Origin of the sequence: Roseimaritima multifibrata, from assembly GCF_007741495.1 — a bacterium.
GTDB lineage: Bacteria > Planctomycetota > Planctomycetia > Pirellulales > Pirellulaceae > Roseimaritima > Roseimaritima multifibrata.
On the sequence record NZ_CP036262.1, the window covers coordinates 2,951,004 to 2,966,328 of the forward strand.

Below are 15,325 nucleotides of genomic sequence, written 5' to 3' on the forward strand. Positions count from 1 at the left end.
GCGGGGGGCATTTTGGGGAATTGAAACAAGTTTTATCGAGAGTGAGCATGCTATCGAAGACAGCTGAGTACGCGCTTCGTGCGGTCACGGTCTTGGCCACCGTTCAGGGGCGTCCGGTGTCGGCCGATAAAGTCGCCGAACAGACCAAGATTCCGCGACGATATCTTCATAAAGTATTACAGGATTTGACGGCGGCCGGATTGATGAGTTCCCGCCCGGGTCCGGGCGGAGGTTATGAGTTGGTCGGGAAACCGGAAACGCTAACGATCCTGGACGTGGTCAACGCGGTCGATCCGATTGCACGGATTACAAGCTGCCCGCTGGGGTTAACTTCACATACCTCACTTTGTCCGCTCCATCGCGAACTGGACAAGGCGTATGCCTCGGTGGAGAATGCTCTTCGGAAAGTCACCCTTGCTGACGTTGTTTTGTCGACGGATCCGATTGTTCCGTTGTGTGACATTCCGGCGATCCGTCCTAAGTAACCTTGCCGCAGCCCTGAATTTCTTGAATTCTGTCCTGAACTGGAGAATCCCATGTTACGAATGCCTGCCAGCCGTTTTGGCTTTGTTTTGACCGCTTTGCTCACGTTTGGTTTTGTTGGAGCAGGAATTCCAGCAGCTTTTTCCGCCGACGCAGTGGCTGACGAGAAAGGGACCGAAATCACGATCGCCTCGGGTGCCAAAATGATGGCTCCTGCGACTTGGAAAGTGGTTCGCCCCAAGATTTCGATCATTCAGAATGAATTCGCCGCACCCGGTGCCGAACCAGAGCAGACGGCTCGAGTCACGATGATGGCCGCATCTGGGTCGGTTCAAGCGAATGTGGATCGCTGGAAAGGCCAGTTTCAACTAGCTGCCAAAGACGGGTTCAAAGAAGAACAGAAGACGATCGAAGGACATACCCTGCACTTGGTCGATTTGCAGGGTACGTTTAACGAACGAATGGGAGGTCCATTTGCGGGCGGACGAGTGGTTCACCGCGAAAACTACGCGATGGCGGGAGCGATTTTGATCGATCCCAACGGCGGCAAGTTTTTTATCAAAATGACCGGTCCCGTCGAGGCTGTTAAAGCCAACCGCAAAGCGTTCGGTGAAATGCTGGACGGGCTGAAAAAGTAGTCGCTTTCGCCAACAGAACCCCCGGGAATCCCGTTACCTATGAATATTCAGAGCTTCCTTGAGCATCACGGCGTCTTGCGAAACCCTTTCGCCGAAGAAGACGCTCAGACCGATCCGGTGTTCAAGGAGCACTGCATTGTCAGTGCCTACCATCCTGTTTGGGATAAGGTTTACGGTGATCCTACCGAACCGGCTACGGCGATCGTATTTGGGCCCAAAGGTTCGGGCAAAACGGCCATGCGGTTGCAAATTGACCGCCACCTCGCGGCCTATAACGTGGAGCATCCGACGAAGCGAATCAACGTCATTCGCTACGATGACTTCAATCCCTTCCTGGATCATTTTCGCGAACGCCTAAGTCGGCGTTCGGCGAAAAAGCCCGAGCGGGTTTTGGAAGCTTGGCGGTTGTGGGACCACATGGACGCAATCCTTTGCATCGGGACCACCCAGTTGGTCGATCGGGCTTTGGAAAAAACGGGTGAAGAGGAAGAGGGCCCGCTGCCGGTGATCGCCAGCCGAGTCGACGATCGGGATTTGGCCAAACTGGACCGAACGACGGCGCGTGATCTGTTGCTGCTGGCCTGTTGTTACGACCAATCGACCAGTTCATCGTTCACCGGACGTTGGGAACAGTTCCGCCGCAAGCTTGGCTATTCCAATTGGGGCGTGCAATGGGATTTGTGGCTTGCGATCGGCTGGGCCGTTTTGATGTTGATGCTGACCGGTTATCTGTTTCGCACCGAAAAGATCGAATGGGATACGGCTGCCTGGATTTTTGCTGGGCTGTGTTGTTTGGGATGTTTTCCGTACGCACGTCGGTGGTTTCGTTGCCAACGATTGGCGATGGGAATCCATCGCCACATGCGCGTCGGCAAACGTGAAATTGGTTCGCTACGAAAAGTCCTCTTGCAATTCCCTGCGAAAGAGCTTGCCAGCCAACCGCTGCCAAGATTCAGTCGTACCGATGATCGTTTTGAATTGCTGACCAAGTTGCAGCTTGCCGGCAAGAAGCTTGGTTTCTCCGGAACGATCGTGATGTTAGACCGAGTCGATGAGCCTCACATGACCGGCGGAAAACCGGAATTGATGCGGCGTTTTGTCTGGCCATTGCTAGACAATAAATTGTTAAAACATCCCGGCCTGGGGTTAAAGCTGATGCTCCCTCAAGAATTGCATCGCGACATCGAGCGGGAGAGTACCGAATTCCACGAGCGGGCTCGACTGGATAAACAGAACGTGATCCCCGCCTTCGCATGGACCGGAGAATCGCTGTACGACTTGGCGAGAGCAAGGATGAGCGCCTGTGCAGCCGAGGGACGAACACCGGAACCGAAGGATCTGTTCTCCGAGCAGATTGGGTACACTCGACTGTTGGCCGTGTTCCAGTCCTTAAGAGTTCCTCGCCACCTCTTTCGCTTTCTGTATCGCGTGCTGGTGGAACACTGCAACAAGTACAGCGACGCCGAACCAAACTTTCAAATCGACTCACAAACCTTTGAATCGGTATTGGCCGTTTATCTTCGAGACCTAGAACCGAAGTAGTGAAATAACCCGCCGAGTATCTTCCGGCGGCTTGGGACGTGCGATTTAAAAATGAAGTAAGTCTGGCTCCCCTCGCCCCTAAGCGAGCTCTTTGTTGCGGAAGAAATCTCTGCTAGCTCATTGCGTGATCTCTGCCTCTTTCTTTGATTTAGTGGAGCTCGCTTGGGGGAGAGGGGGAGATTTCCAGGCGGCGATTTTGCAGCGAAGACGCATTGAACGCCTTGGATTTTGAGCGATTATGCCACGCCTTGTCCAACGCTGTCGGCCCCTCTCCCCCAGCCCCTCTCCCCCAAAACAAGCCTTTGAATCGACCTTAATTGATTTAGCTGGCGAACCGTTGATCCAGTATCAAACCTGTTTTAAGTGAGCTTGTTTTGAGGGCGAGGGGAGCCAGACTTACTTCATTTATAAATCGCACATCCCTTGCCGCTTGCTGTAGTAAAGTGAAGCCTCATATCTCTCGGTGGTTTGCCGCTTGGTGCTAAATCGATGCTGCGATGGAGGCGGTGCGGCGCCGGGTTGGTTGGATGGTGATTTGAGTGGCGTTGAAGCACCGCGCGGGGGATGTTGCTGCAGTCGATTACGAGCACCGCTTCGCTGAGTACGAGTACGAGTACGAGTACGATTGCGATTGCGACTGCCGCTTTGCTGGGCACGTGTATCGCTTCGCCGAAAGGGGCGAGTGGGGGGCGCAGCAAAAACGCCCGACGATTTGGGTCGTCGGGCGTTCTTGATTTTCAATCGATTCGCTGTGGTGCGAGTCGTTTAGACTTTGTCGCCGGTTGGGCAGACGAATCCTTCACGGTACTCACGAGTCAGCATCTTGTTTGCTTCGTCGTTGTTGGTGAAGCGTTCGGCTTCGGGGTCAAACTTCAGAAGTGGCCCAAGCGATAGAGGCGACCCGTTGGTGTCGACTCCGTTGTCTTTCAGGTGCTGCATGGTCCGAGCCAGCGTTGCCTGGTTGTCGTCCAAACTTGGGATTTTCGCAACCGCTTCGCTGATTTGATCTGCGGATGCCTTGTTCTTCTCTCCTAGGTAGTAGGAGATGTTCCCAAGATGGCTGACGCCTGCGGACAAATGTCCGGTCATTGCGTCGGCATTCAGGACGTCGGTATCGCGCCGGTTGCAGGCGTCGACAAAGTTGCCGAAGTGATCGCCTCCGCCTTTGAATTCCTTGATCACGTTCATGTCTTTGTCGTAAGCGATGCAGTGCGAATAAGTTTTTTGCACCACATAACCATCGGTCCCGTAAAACACGACTCCGATTTTATTTCCCTTGGTACTGCCGAACAATTTGTTCAGTTCTTCATCGGCCGAGTTGTCGACGCTTAAACCACGGGTTTCGAATACGAGGCATTTGTCGCCGTAATCGTAGATCGATACTTCGGTGTTGGCGGTGTCGCCCGCATCGATGTAAGTCGGGTCCTTGCGTTCGGCTCGGTACCCGAGACGTCCACCGTAGGAAATAATCTGTTCTGGATGGCGATCAACGCCTAGACCCCAGCGTGCGATATCGGTTTGGTGAGGTCCTTGGTTTCCGAGGTCACCGTTGCCGTAGTGGCGTTGCCAGTGCCAGTCATAGTGGAAACGCTGGCGAGTAACCTTCGGGTCGGTGATCGTCGCAGGACCGGTCCAAAGTGCGAAATCGATTCCTTCGGGAATTGGGTAATCGCCTAGGGGTCCGATTGATTTGCGGCGTTTGTAGCACAGACCGCGAGCTAGTTTGACTTCACCAATATTGCCTTCAGCAATGAACTTGACCGCTTCTTGAACCGCGGCACTACTGCGCGACTGGGTGCCGACTTGGCAGATTCGCTTGTATTTTTTGGCTGCTTCGACCAGGGCGCGGCCTTCGGCAATATTGTGGCAAATCGGTTTTTCGATGTAGCAGTCTTTGCCCGCTTGCATCGCCCATACGCCACAGAGTGCGTGCCAGTGGTTTGGAGTCGCGGTGCTGATCGCGTCGACCGAGGCGTCGTCAAAGACGCGTCGCATGTCGGTGACGATTTCAGGACGTTTGCCCTGTTCTTTTTCGATTTGGCCGGCACGTTGCGATGCCGCTTTGGGATCGATATCGACGACGTGGGTGATCCGGGTCTTGTCGTTTCCCAAGAAAGCCGAAACGTGACTTCCGCCTCGCCCACCAGCGCCAATGATCGCCACATTCATGGTTTCATTTGCTGATTGAGCCAACGAGGGGCGTACGGCGGCTGCGGAAGCGGCGGCAACGGTTGTTGCCGCCACGAAATGACGTCGGTTCAGTTTAGGGCGTTGAGGCATTGAGGCGGGCTCCATGATCAGATACTAGTAAAATACGGTACGTTATCGCGTTAGGTAGTTTAACACAGTCCGCACGCGATCGTGTACATTTACTCGGTTAATCTGCAAACTGCAACCTATTTTAGGAGCCATTTGAACGATGACGATCCATCGATTGGGGACGCACATCGTGGAGTGTGCTCGAATCGCAAACATGATTGCCCAGCACGGCGAATTATTCTTGGAACGTGTCTACTCGATTGGCGAAATTGAGTACTGCGGCCAACAGGGATCTCCGCACCATCTTTACGCTGCTCGCTGGGCAGCAAAAGAAGCCGTCCTGAAGGTTTTGATGACTCGAAAAACGGCCGGCATCCGCTGGACCGAATTGGAGGTCGTGGTCGATTCCGATGGGGAACCTCGTGTCGTCCTTTCGGGGCGAGCCAAAAAAATGGCCGAGGAAATCGGTATCGACGAAATTCTTCTGACGATCGCACATTGTCGGACCTACGCCACGGCAACCGCCATCTCGCTGCTAGAGGATCCGTCCAGCTACGCCGATTAGTCGGCTTTCGGCAGTCATAACGAGAGAAGGGGCAGCGGGATTTCTTGCAATCTGGAGGAGGTCAGGGTGTCGATGATGATCGATACCTCCCCTTTTCTTTTGAATACAAGGATGCTGTCATGGCTCGACGCCTGACTGCCGCGATGGTCGCGGCGGCCGCGATTGGTGGCCCTTATGTCGCCACGGAAACCGAGATCGGTAAGAACGTTTCAGGAAGTGTTAGTGCGATGGTGCGGACCGCATCGAGTACCAACGCGAACCGAACGGACAACTTTTCGGATACCTCCACGGCCGGACCCTACCACGCGCACTATCAAACGGAATCCTTATGGGACCAGCGGCTGGGGCCGCGGACCCGTGAGGCGATGTTGGGCAGCAATCCGCTCCAGCCTTCCCTTGTCGGAGGCCCGGTGCATGATCTTCGCGACGTGTTGCGATTTGATATTACGCCCAACTGGATCTCCGGTCACTTCGCTCGGGTGACAACCGTTTTAGCGGATTTGCAGTTAGACGGGCTGCGCGTGCCGCTGGTCACAGGGACCGATGCGACCGACCTCGCAGGGACGATCACCTACTATTTTGATCACTCCGGTCAAATGCAACGAGTGAATGTGCAGGGATTTGTCGGCGACCCTGCGGATATCACTCAATTGATGCAGCAGTACTATCATATGTCGCCCGAACCGACGTTGGATGCGGGAGTCTTTACAGTGCGTTGGAACGGTATGGCGACCGGCCTGCTAAAGCTGACGCGGGCTCCCGTTATGTACAGCGATGCGACCCATCAACGCTACACGGTATTCCTCGAATTGAACCAACCGAATTTGGCGTACGGTCTAAGCCCAGCGGCACAGCAGATTGTCCGTGCCGACCGTTACACCGGCCGTTGGTAGTGAACGCATGCTTTGGGTGGACTCTGTGTAAGCAGAGCCCAGCCGATTCGAGGACGCTGTACGGAGTGGCCGCTTCGGACGATCGGGCGTGATAACAAACGGGCGTGGTAACAAACGGGCGTAAACGATTCGGCGGCGTGCGAAGTGACGGCCGTCGCACGCCCGGGACACGAGTATCCCGGAAAACACTGGGCTGTTCATGTTTGAGCAGCTGCCAGGGTCCTGGCGGGATCGTCGCATCCGCCCATCCTGAACGTTACCGATGAACCTTGTGGCAGTCGACGCAAGCTTCTTGCAGCTGCAATATCAGCCGATCCGCCTTAACCGATTCATTTTTTCGTAGGGCGGTCATCAAGCTTTGCGAAAGTTCTTGTGACGTTTGCAATCCTTGCTTCAAACTGGTCGGGGCGTCGTTTGGTAACAGCCGCTGCGCTTCCGTAAAGCCTTCCCAAAGCTGCAGGGCTTCGTGCTTTGCAACAAGATCGGGGTTGTCCTTGGGGTGTTTCCAGTCAGCGTTCTGGCAGGCCTTTAGGTTGTCCCATGTGCGATCGATCTGAGCCATCCAAGCGGCGGTGCTTGTCACTTGGGCGATTTCAACCAGTTGTGGTAACTCTTGATCGGCTGCGGGGCGACGATAGTCACGAACCGCTTTCCAAAGACCTGTGTAGTTGGGACTGGTGCCGGCCGAACGGAGATTCGCTTCGGCTTGCGGACGATCGATCTTTCCGGCTCCCATGCAGAGGACGGCGGCGGCTGCGGGGCCTCGATGTTTGCCGTGATGGCAGTGCACGTAGACCGTTCCTTGGACCTCTTTGGCGATCCGAAAAAACGATAGGTTCGCATCCGGATCGATACCGTCGTATCCGATGGGGACATGGAGGTAACGCATGCCGTAATGCTTCGCCAGTTCGACATTGGGGCGTGCTCCATCGACACTGACAATCGTTCGGATTCCTCGGGCCTGGAGCGCAGCAAAGTCGTCGGCGGTGGTTGGCTGGGCGCCAGAGAAAACTTGTTCGGTCCACTGCAGCCAGTGGGGCAGGGGAGTCGCTTCGCGCGAAGAGGGCTGCGGCGTTGCGCTCGCCGCGGAGGAGGGCGATTCAGTAGAAGAGGTTGGGGGGTGGGCCACGATTGGAGACGTACCCAGTAAGAAGACAAGGCAGCCGGTGGCGAGCGTGCGGTGAATGATTTTCGTGAATGTCATGTTCAAAGTGATAGCCCTGTCGTTTGGGGTCAATCCATTCCTGGGCGTCCCCGCAAACGCTTTTTGTCGGATTGTCGTTTTTTGGAATCGAGTCGTCGTTTTTTGCTGCCCAGCGTCGGTTTGGTTTTTCGACGTGCTTTCTGTGGGACCGCAACCTGTAGAAGCATCTGCTGCAATTTATCGCAGCAATCCTGTAAATTACGAGGCGCATCACGATAACGATCGCTTTGCAGTACGATCTCGCCATGAATTGTGACACGTGTTCCGAACGCGGTCAAAAAACGATCGCGCCAGCCATCGGGAATCAGGGGTTGGTCGCGAACCTGCCAGCGAAGCGTTACCTTTGAATTTACCTTATTTACGTTCTGCCCCCCTGGCCCGCTACTACGCGCATACGAAACCTCTAACTGAGACGCAGGAATGGTTAAACGACGATTGATAACCAGGTTTTCCACGAATGGATCCTTTTCGCGAGCAATGCGGACGACAGCGAGCGTTCGCCTAGGGGGCTGCATCCTAATGGTTTGTCTGTTGGTTGACAGACCGGGGTGGGGCCAAGCGGGTTCGCAGCCAAATCGTGCGGAGCCACAAAATAAGGTCAGCGATTCCGATTGGCCGCAATTCTTAGGCCCTCATGGTAATGGTCATTCGGATGCGACCGGGATTCGTACCGATTGGTCCGACGGAAATCTAAAAACATTATGGCACCAGCCGCTGGGAACCGGATACGGGATCGGAAGCGAAGCGGACGGAAAGTATTACCAATTCGATCGTGAGGCCGATCAGGAGCGGTTGCGCTGTTTTGATGCGGCCAGCGGTAAATTGATTTGGAGCGAAAGTCAGCCGGTCGTCTACCGCGATATGTACGGCTACAACAACGGGCCACGCAGCAGTCCGGTCATCGCTGACGGATCGGTCTTTACGTTCGGGGTCGCTGGGCAGTTGACATGTCGCGACGAACAGTCCGGTGCGGTTTCCTGGACGGTCGATACCAATAAAAAGTACGGCGTCATTCAGAACTTTTTTGGAGTCAGTTGTTCGCCGATCGTCTTTGAGGACTCGGTGATTGTCATGGTGGGGGGCAGTCCGCCTGAAGATCAACAGATTGCGATGGGAGCGCTTGATCGCGTTTCACCAAACGGATCGGCGATCGTTGCCTTCGATGTCAAAACGGGGGAAGAAAAGTGGCGCGCGGGAAATTACCTGGCCAGCTACAGCACGCCGCTTGTTGTCGAACTGCAGGGAGAGCAAGTTCTGCTTGCGTTTGTCCGCGAAGGGTTGCTGGCGATCGATCCAAGCACTGGCAACAACCGTTGGTTCCACCCCTGGCGTTCGCCTCGTCTGGAAAGCGTCAATGCCGCCCTCCCCGTGGTCAAAGGGAATCAGATTTTGATTTCCGAATGTTATGACATCGGATCGGTTTTTCTAAACGCGACTACCGACGAAGCGGAAGTGGTATGGGCCGACAACCCTCGCAGCCGCGACAAGAATTTTCGTGCACACTGGTCCACGCCGGTCGTGATCGATGGGGCGCTGTATGGTTGCAGCGGAAGAAACGCGCCCGATAGCGATTTTCGCTGTATCGATTTCGAAACCGGAACGGTCCACTGGGTGGATCGTCGCCGGACTCGGAGCTCTGTTTTAGCGATCGACGGCCATCTGGTCGTATTAGACGAAGGGGGCCGAATGCAACTGGTGAAGGCCAATCGCGAAGCGTTAGAAGTGGTGACGGAGATCGATCTGGGGATCGGTGCCCCGGACCGCCCCGCCCTACAGCCACCCTGCTGGGCGGCTCCGATTTATGCCAACGGCAGGTTGTACGTCCGCGGCCGAGACAACGTGATCTGCCTGCAGTTGGGCAAATAAGCCCAATGTTCTATGGAGCGGGGCTCAATGTTTTACTGGCCTGGGAACTGACCAAAGCCAGAAGTGAATTCACCACCGGGAAACCCTGCAGGTCCTTTTACTTCGGGACCTTCATCCTCTTGGGGAGCAGGTGCGCCTAGGTGAGTTGCCAGTTTCGCGATCTCTTTGCTGCGGTATTCCAACATTGCAGCGAAAGTTTTGCGAGTGATTAACTGGCTGTCGTTTACATCTTCTAGTGCACTGGTCAGCATTTCGTTCAGTTGTTCAAGGGTCATATCGTTTTGGTTTGCCAAAACGGTCGACAGCCCTTGAGGGGTGCGACTGGGATCCATGGTCTTCGATCCGGAAACGCCGTAACGGACCGACTGGAGCGCGTGGATCAGGCGCCGGCGGGAAGCCAGGATCTCAGGCGGCTGAAGGTTTCTAGCGCCGCCGAATCCTCCCATCCCCATACCCATTTCCATGCCGCCCATTCCCATTCCCATTCCCATATCCATCTCTCCGGGCCCCTCCATTCGCATGTCCATTCCTCCGCCACCTTCCATTCCGCCCATTCCCATTTCCATGCCCATATCCATTCCGCCGGGCATCCCACCAGGCATTCCGCCGCGGGTTGCATTTGGCATGACGGGACGCGGCTGTTTGGCTGCGGGAGGCAACGGGTCCATTGCCAGTAGGCGATCGGCTTCGGATTGAAAGACCGAAGCGACGTTAGCGGTCCAAGCTTTTGCGACGTCCTGTGGAGCCTGTACTTTGTCCAGTGCCGCCAAGCGTGGCAACCGAGCGGTCGCGTAGAGCGAAATAATGTCGGGAGCGTCGGGCGATGTCGACAATTTGACAAAGGCTGCGGTGATTTGTTCACTTAATTCGGGTGTGTAGAGGGCACTCAAAATGTCGAGTGCATACCGCTGCAAGAACGCGTGACCTTCGGGAGTCCGGTTCGCGGGAACCGGTGCATTTGCCAATTCCAGCATCATATTGGCGATCCCCGTACGCGCTGGAGCAGAAAGTCCTGCCAATCCATAACGAGTCCATCGATGCAGCCCAATCAAAGCGGCTGCGCGAACTCCGTCGGGAACCTTTTCGGATCGGTAAAGCTGAACCAGTGGAGAAAGCGTTCCACCGGATGGTTTCGGGGGACGTGTTCCGGCAGCCGGTGTATCGCTCAGCGAACCGAGCAACAGGGTCGCGTTGATGCGAACGCCAGGATGATAATTTCCGTTGGCCAGAGCCAGCGCTTTGTTGGTGGACCAAGAAACGATCGCACGGGCAACATCGTTAGCACCGGACGATTGGGCGCGTCGGAGGTCCTTCAAAATGTCTTCGTTGTACGCAGGCAGATTGGCCAGTTCGCCCGGCTGAGTCATTTTGGCGAACAGGTACTGATTGTAGTAGGCACTAAAAACGTTCCACTGTGGCCAGGAACCCGGGCTGGCATCTCGTCGCCCAGGGGCTTCCTTTCTGGCTTGCTCCATCGCGCGGATGCTGGTCGGCGAGGTGAGTGCTTCAGGAATCTTATCAACAGTGAATCCTACCGCTTGTCCCCAAACCGATGCCGAAAAGAAAATCGCGGAGAGGAAAATCAATACGGCGAATCCTGCACCCCACAATCGGCGTTCCAGCGACTTGGCGCATAGATCGGCGACGGCGGATCGCGGGTTTTGATCAAAGGTAGGTTGATCAAAAGAGCGTCGGGGTTGAGGCATCAGTGCACACCGTGTGGAAAAGGAACAGAGAAGATCCAACCCCATTATCCCAGAGTTTCCCGCTACGTCAACTTTCTCTTGGAATCGCCAGTAACGATTAAGCGGGCCGATTCAGGGCGATGGAGGGCCGATCCGACCAGGACGGCGTCGCAGCCCGATCGAATTAGCTGGTTCAGGTCTTCTAGGGAACGGATTCCCCCGCCAGAATAGAGCCGAATCGAGGGAAAACGCTGCCGCATCTGCTGACAAAGGGATCCACACGCCGGTCCCGAACCGGTTCCCACCACGGCTATATCTAGCAGTAGAAAAGAGTCGAATCCGGTCGCGATCAGTTGTTCGACCCAAGGGAACAGGCTGGGTGGATCGGACTGCGAAACCGCGGTTCGTATCGATCCATCAAAAAAATCGATCCCAAACGTCATTTTTGTCTCGTTTAAGGCAGCTCGGATCCAGGGTGGTGGGGATAGATCGGAATGGCTGTCACGGAACGTTTCCGAGGCGACGATCCAGTCGACGACGTGATCCGGATCGTCCAGCTGCGGATGTTTTTTTTGCCAATCACGCTGGTCAACGATGCCCGCGTCCAACCATAAAGGGACGCCTAAATCCAGCAAAGGTTGCAGCGTTGTCGTCTGTAGAGGGCCCCCTTGAATCGCATCCAGGTCGGCTACATACAGCCCCTGGATGCCTTGTTGAATGTAGCGTTTCGCAAGCTCAAGCGGGGCAGGGTGGGTCACCAAATTATTGGGAAGGGGCCTGTATGAGGCCCGTTTGCCCGCTACCGCGTGGACGGCCTGTCCATGTTTGATGTCGAGGACGGCGAGAATTGGTGGGGTCGGAGAATTCAAGCGTCTGGTAGCGAAAAGACGCTTTCGATTTTTACGATCGCGTAATCGTCGGGGAACGTGTGGATCGCCTGGACCGACATCGAACGGCAACGGGTGTCGACATGGATATAGCTGAGTGCCCCCAACGCCATTCTTCCGCTTGAATCAAATCGGTGCAGCAAGCCTTCGGTCGGGCCATTGCCAAGCTGTTGTTGGAAGGACCAGAACATATCGGCGCCAACCGGTTCCAACTGGAAGCGAGTGCTGTAACGGACTCCGCCGTGACATTGAATCCGTTCGCTGTGCGTCCCTTTTAATTGTTTTCTAAAAAGCTGTCGCTTGGTCGGCAGCGGTTGATTCGCTGATGATGCGACTTCACAAATCGTCAAACCAGCGGCGCGCCACGTGATCACATGACCGCAATTGGTGATGTCGATCTTTGCCTCGTAGGCGGTCCGCTCGATTCGCCGAGTCTTATGCAGATGGTAGAGCTCTGGGTGCATCGTACGTCCGAAGACCTGGAAGGCTAATTCTGCAACTTTGGGGCGAACCGTTAACACGCGTCTGTCCTCGGAAAGAAATGTCGAATGACTGCCGAGCACCTGAGTGACTCAGGCGTCGTGCCTAGATTATACGCGTTGTCGGTTGCCGGAATGAAGAGCGGTTCCAACGGAATATAAATGATAATTTTATCCCCGATCCAACCTTGACTTTTGATCGGCAGTACTTACCGCTCCGCAGGCTGCTAAATTAAAGAGTACCAATGCCGGTTGTCGGAAAGGGACGTGCGGCTGGTAACTTCATTCGCTATCGATGCCGCGGCCACACACTTAAGTAAACGGATGATTCCGCCGATAACCGGGCGTCTCATGCGGATTCAATTGTGTGAATGGGCGCACCGTGACTTTATTTAATCGCTAGGTGAGTATGCAATTTCAATGCACGTCGTGTGGCCGGCAATTGGAGATCCCCGCCGAAGCTGCCAACCGTTCCATTCGCTGCCCAGCTTGCATGGCGGTGATAAGCGCCGGAGTTATCGATCCAGCGGGCGGCAATGATGCCGCTGGTCCCTTGTCGCCCGAGCATCCGCCAACAGTCGATCCACTGGCCGTGCCTGCGAACCCCTATACCGCGCCAATCCCTTCGCCTGATTTTGGCACCTATCAAACTCCGATCGGAGTCGGAGGGAATTACACAGGCGGGCGTACCGATCCGGTGTTGTATATCCTGCCCGGGGTTCTGATGATGTGCATGGCGGGGATAGCCCTACTGATGAATGGCCTTGGTTTGATAGGCACCATGCTGAACGCTCCACAGCTTGACGCAGGCGACCTGGTGGCGGCGCTAGTCTGGCTGGGGCCGGGAGCGGCTGTCAACGGTTTCATCCTGATCGGCGGGATCCAAATGATTCGCCGCCGATCGTTGGTTTTATGTCGGATCGCCAGCATCTTGGCGGTCATTCCCTACTTCGGAATTTGTTGTGTTGGCAACGTACCGTTTGGGATCTGGGCCTGTGTGATGGTCTTCTCCGACAACGCAACTCGCGATTTTCAGTAATCCGCGTCTGCAAGTCGTTCCAGTTCATCGCGTCCGACGCGATCACAAAAACCGCCCAACGTTTCGTTCTCTTGGCGATTGGCTTTGAACGCGGTAAAGATCTTTACCAGTTCGGTAGGCACATCGGCGGTCAGAACTTTTTCTTTGTATGCGAAGTTCAGTCGCGTTCCAAGCAACGCACCACCGACAAAGACCCGGTAGCGATCTTTGGTCTGGCCGACCAAAGCGATGTCCGAGTTGTAGGGACGTGCACACCCGTTGGGGCAACCGGTCATCCGGATCGTGAACTTTTCCTGGTCCAGGCCAAGCTTGGCTAGTGGGGCTTCGATTTTGTCCATGATTCCAGGAAGCGCTCGTTCGCTTTCGGTAACCGAAAGGCCACAGGTTGGCAGTCCAACGCAGGCCATCGACCAACGTCGAACGGTGCTGGTTTCTTCGGTCAAAGGAACGCCGTGATCTTTCAGAATCTGCAACAAGCGATCTCGCTGCGCTTCATTGATGTCGCAGAAGATGATGCTTTGGTGAGCCGTCAAGCGAATGGCCGGATCGAATTCGGCAATGATCGCCCGGAAGGCTGCTTTCAGTTGCGTGTTTTCGTTGTCGTACAAACGTCCGTTTTCGACGTTTAATCCATACGACCAAAGACCGTCCCCTTGTTCTTGCCAACCCATGTGATCGTCAAAACCATGGACTTCGTCTTCGGTGCAGTCCTCCAACGCTTCGCCGTAATACTCTTCGACCTTGGCTCGGAATTTTTCGATTCCCCAGTTGGCGATCAAGTATTTCATACGAGCAATTTTGCGGTCTTCGCGATTTCCAAAATCACGCTGAACCATCAGCACAGCCTTGGCAACATCGATGGCCTGTTCCGGACGGACAAACGCCATTCGTTTGGCCAAAGCCGGGAACGTTTTGGCAGCCGAAGGGGTGACTCCCATGCCTCCGCCAACGGTGACGTTGTAGCCGATGATCTTGCCTTCGCGGACAACCGCCAAGAATCCGAGGTCATTGGCATACAGGTCGATGCAGTTGTCTTCAGGAAGGGCGATTCCGACCTTGAATTTACGCGGTAGGTACCGCGTGCCGTAAAGAGGTTCCTCTTCAGCCGGCGTCACGGTTCCGCCTTCAAGCGTCGTTTCACCGGTTTCCAGATCGGTAATCCACAGTTCGTGATAACCCTTGGTGCGTGGCGCCAGGGCGACCATGATGTCGTGCGACAGCTGCTGGATTTCTTCGTGAACCGTGCCAACTCGTTTGCAAGGGCAGCACATCACGTTTCGGTTGACGTCGCCGCACGCAGCCAGCGTCGATAGGTTGATCTTATTGATTCGATTGATCGCTTCGCGCAAATCCTCTTTTAGGATCCCGTGCAATTGCAACGTTTGACGCGTCGTGATTTTGAGGGTTGAATTGCCCAGCGAGTCGCACAGGTCCAGTTGTGCGGCCAGTTGAGAAGCGGTCATCCGCCCACCCGCGATCCGGCAGCGGACCATGCAGGAGTAGGCCTTATCCAGACCCGCTTTTTTCCGTTCCGTTCGGAGGTCGCGGTCATCTTGCTGGTAGGTGCCGTGAAACTTCAGCAGCTGCAAGGTGTCTTTATGGAACGATGCTGTTGATTCTTGAAGCTCTTCTCCGATGGTCCCACGGAGGGCCCGGCTTTCTTCCTTAATCTTTTCAACGCCGGTTAATTTTTCGGTATCGTTGGCCATGAATGGTATTTCGTCTGGTTTGTAGGGACATTCGTGAGTGACAGATAATATCGCGCGGCGCCAGAACCGACCATGC

At 55.2% G+C, this 15,325-nt stretch carries 14 protein-coding genes; 7 read left to right on the forward strand and 7 right to left on the reverse strand.

From position 1 onward, the window contains the following. The first annotated feature begins 47 nt into the window (after window positions 1-47). From FF011L_RS10740 to FF011L_RS10750, 3 genes are read left to right on the forward strand one after another with little or no spacing between them, the layout of a single operon-like run. Complete coding sequence (locus FF011L_RS10740) at window positions 48-485, forward strand: RrF2 family transcriptional regulator (protein ID WP_145351673.1); 438 nt, start codon at window positions 48-50, stop codon at window positions 483-485. 51 nt (window positions 486-536) lie between these two features. Further along, window positions 537-1,121, forward strand: coding sequence for a hypothetical protein (locus tag FF011L_RS10745; RefSeq protein ID WP_145351674.1), 585 nt, complete (start codon window positions 537-539; stop codon window positions 1,119-1,121). A 39-nt stretch (window positions 1,122-1,160) separates the two neighbouring features. Then, a complete protein-coding gene (locus FF011L_RS10750) occupies window positions 1,161-2,663 on the forward strand; it encodes a hypothetical protein (RefSeq protein ID WP_145351675.1) in 1,503 nt (500 codons plus the stop codon). A 765-nt stretch (window positions 2,664-3,428) separates the two neighbouring features. Here FF011L_RS10750 and FF011L_RS10755 read toward each other — a convergent pair. Continuing rightward, on the reverse strand, window positions 3,429-4,943 hold the full coding sequence (locus FF011L_RS10755; protein ID WP_246109857.1) for a Gfo/Idh/MocA family protein: 1,515 nt from the start codon (window positions 4,941-4,943) through the stop codon (window positions 3,429-3,431). A 139-nt stretch (window positions 4,944-5,082) separates the two neighbouring features. Between FF011L_RS10755 and acpS the strand changes: the two genes are divergently transcribed. Next, a complete protein-coding gene (gene acpS, locus FF011L_RS10760; protein WP_145351677.1) occupies window positions 5,083-5,487 on the forward strand; it encodes a holo-ACP synthase in 405 nt (134 codons plus the stop codon). Window positions 5,488-5,606: 119 nt separating this feature from the next. Further along, entirely contained in the window at window positions 5,607-6,380 is a 774-nt protein-coding gene (locus FF011L_RS10765; protein ID WP_145351678.1) for a DUF6690 family protein, read from the forward strand. A 256-nt stretch (window positions 6,381-6,636) separates the two neighbouring features. Here the strand turns inward: FF011L_RS10765 and FF011L_RS10770 are convergent, their stop codons facing one another. Both FF011L_RS10770 and arfB read right to left on the reverse strand, forming a co-directional pair. Then, a complete protein-coding gene (locus tag FF011L_RS10770; RefSeq protein ID WP_145351679.1) occupies window positions 6,637-7,584 on the reverse strand; it encodes a protein-tyrosine phosphatase family protein in 948 nt (315 codons plus the stop codon). 29 nt (window positions 7,585-7,613) lie between these two features. After that, on the reverse strand, window positions 7,614-8,039 hold the full coding sequence (arfB, locus tag FF011L_RS10775; protein ID WP_246109858.1) for an alternative ribosome rescue aminoacyl-tRNA hydrolase ArfB: 426 nt from the start codon (window positions 8,037-8,039) through the stop codon (window positions 7,614-7,616). A gap of 22 nt (window positions 8,040-8,061) precedes the next feature. On the opposite strand from arfB, the gene FF011L_RS10780 reads away from it, so the two are divergent. Continuing rightward, window positions 8,062-9,450, forward strand: coding sequence for an outer membrane protein assembly factor BamB family protein (locus tag FF011L_RS10780; RefSeq protein ID WP_246109859.1), 1,389 nt, complete (start codon window positions 8,062-8,064; stop codon window positions 9,448-9,450). Between the two features lie 32 nt (window positions 9,451-9,482). Here FF011L_RS10780 and FF011L_RS10785 read toward each other — a convergent pair whose 3' ends face one another. The 3 genes from FF011L_RS10785 to FF011L_RS10795 form a co-directional block, all read right to left on the reverse strand. Beyond that, window positions 9,483-11,156, reverse strand: a complete 1,674-nt coding sequence (locus FF011L_RS10785) for a hypothetical protein (protein WP_145351682.1) — start codon at window positions 11,154-11,156, stop codon at window positions 9,483-9,485. Window positions 11,157-11,218: 62 nt separating this feature from the next. After that, window positions 11,219-12,094 carry a HisA/HisF-related TIM barrel protein gene (locus FF011L_RS10790; RefSeq protein ID WP_145351683.1) on the reverse strand — a complete coding sequence of 292 codons (876 nt, stop codon included), beginning with the start codon at window positions 12,092-12,094 and terminating at the stop codon, window positions 11,219-11,221. Further along, window positions 12,001-12,543 carry a DUF2617 family protein gene (locus tag FF011L_RS10795; RefSeq protein WP_246109860.1) on the reverse strand — a complete coding sequence of 181 codons (543 nt, stop codon included), beginning with the start codon at window positions 12,541-12,543 and terminating at the stop codon, window positions 12,001-12,003. Before FF011L_RS10795 ends, FF011L_RS10790 begins: the two co-directional genes overlap by 94 nt. A gap of 451 nt (window positions 12,544-12,994) precedes the next feature. Between FF011L_RS10795 and FF011L_RS10800 the strand changes: the two genes are divergently transcribed. After that, window positions 12,995-13,540 carry a hypothetical protein gene (locus FF011L_RS10800; RefSeq protein ID WP_145351684.1) on the forward strand — a complete coding sequence of 182 codons (546 nt, stop codon included), beginning with the start codon at window positions 12,995-12,997 and terminating at the stop codon, window positions 13,538-13,540. Here FF011L_RS10800 and FF011L_RS10805 read toward each other — a convergent pair. After that, window positions 13,534-15,249 carry an NADPH-dependent assimilatory sulfite reductase hemoprotein subunit gene (locus FF011L_RS10805; protein ID WP_145351685.1) on the reverse strand — a complete coding sequence of 572 codons (1,716 nt, stop codon included), beginning with the start codon at window positions 15,247-15,249 and terminating at the stop codon, window positions 13,534-13,536. The two genes, FF011L_RS10800 and FF011L_RS10805, sit on opposite strands and share 7 nt — an antisense overlap. Between the last annotated feature and the right edge of the window lie 76 nt (window positions 15,250-15,325).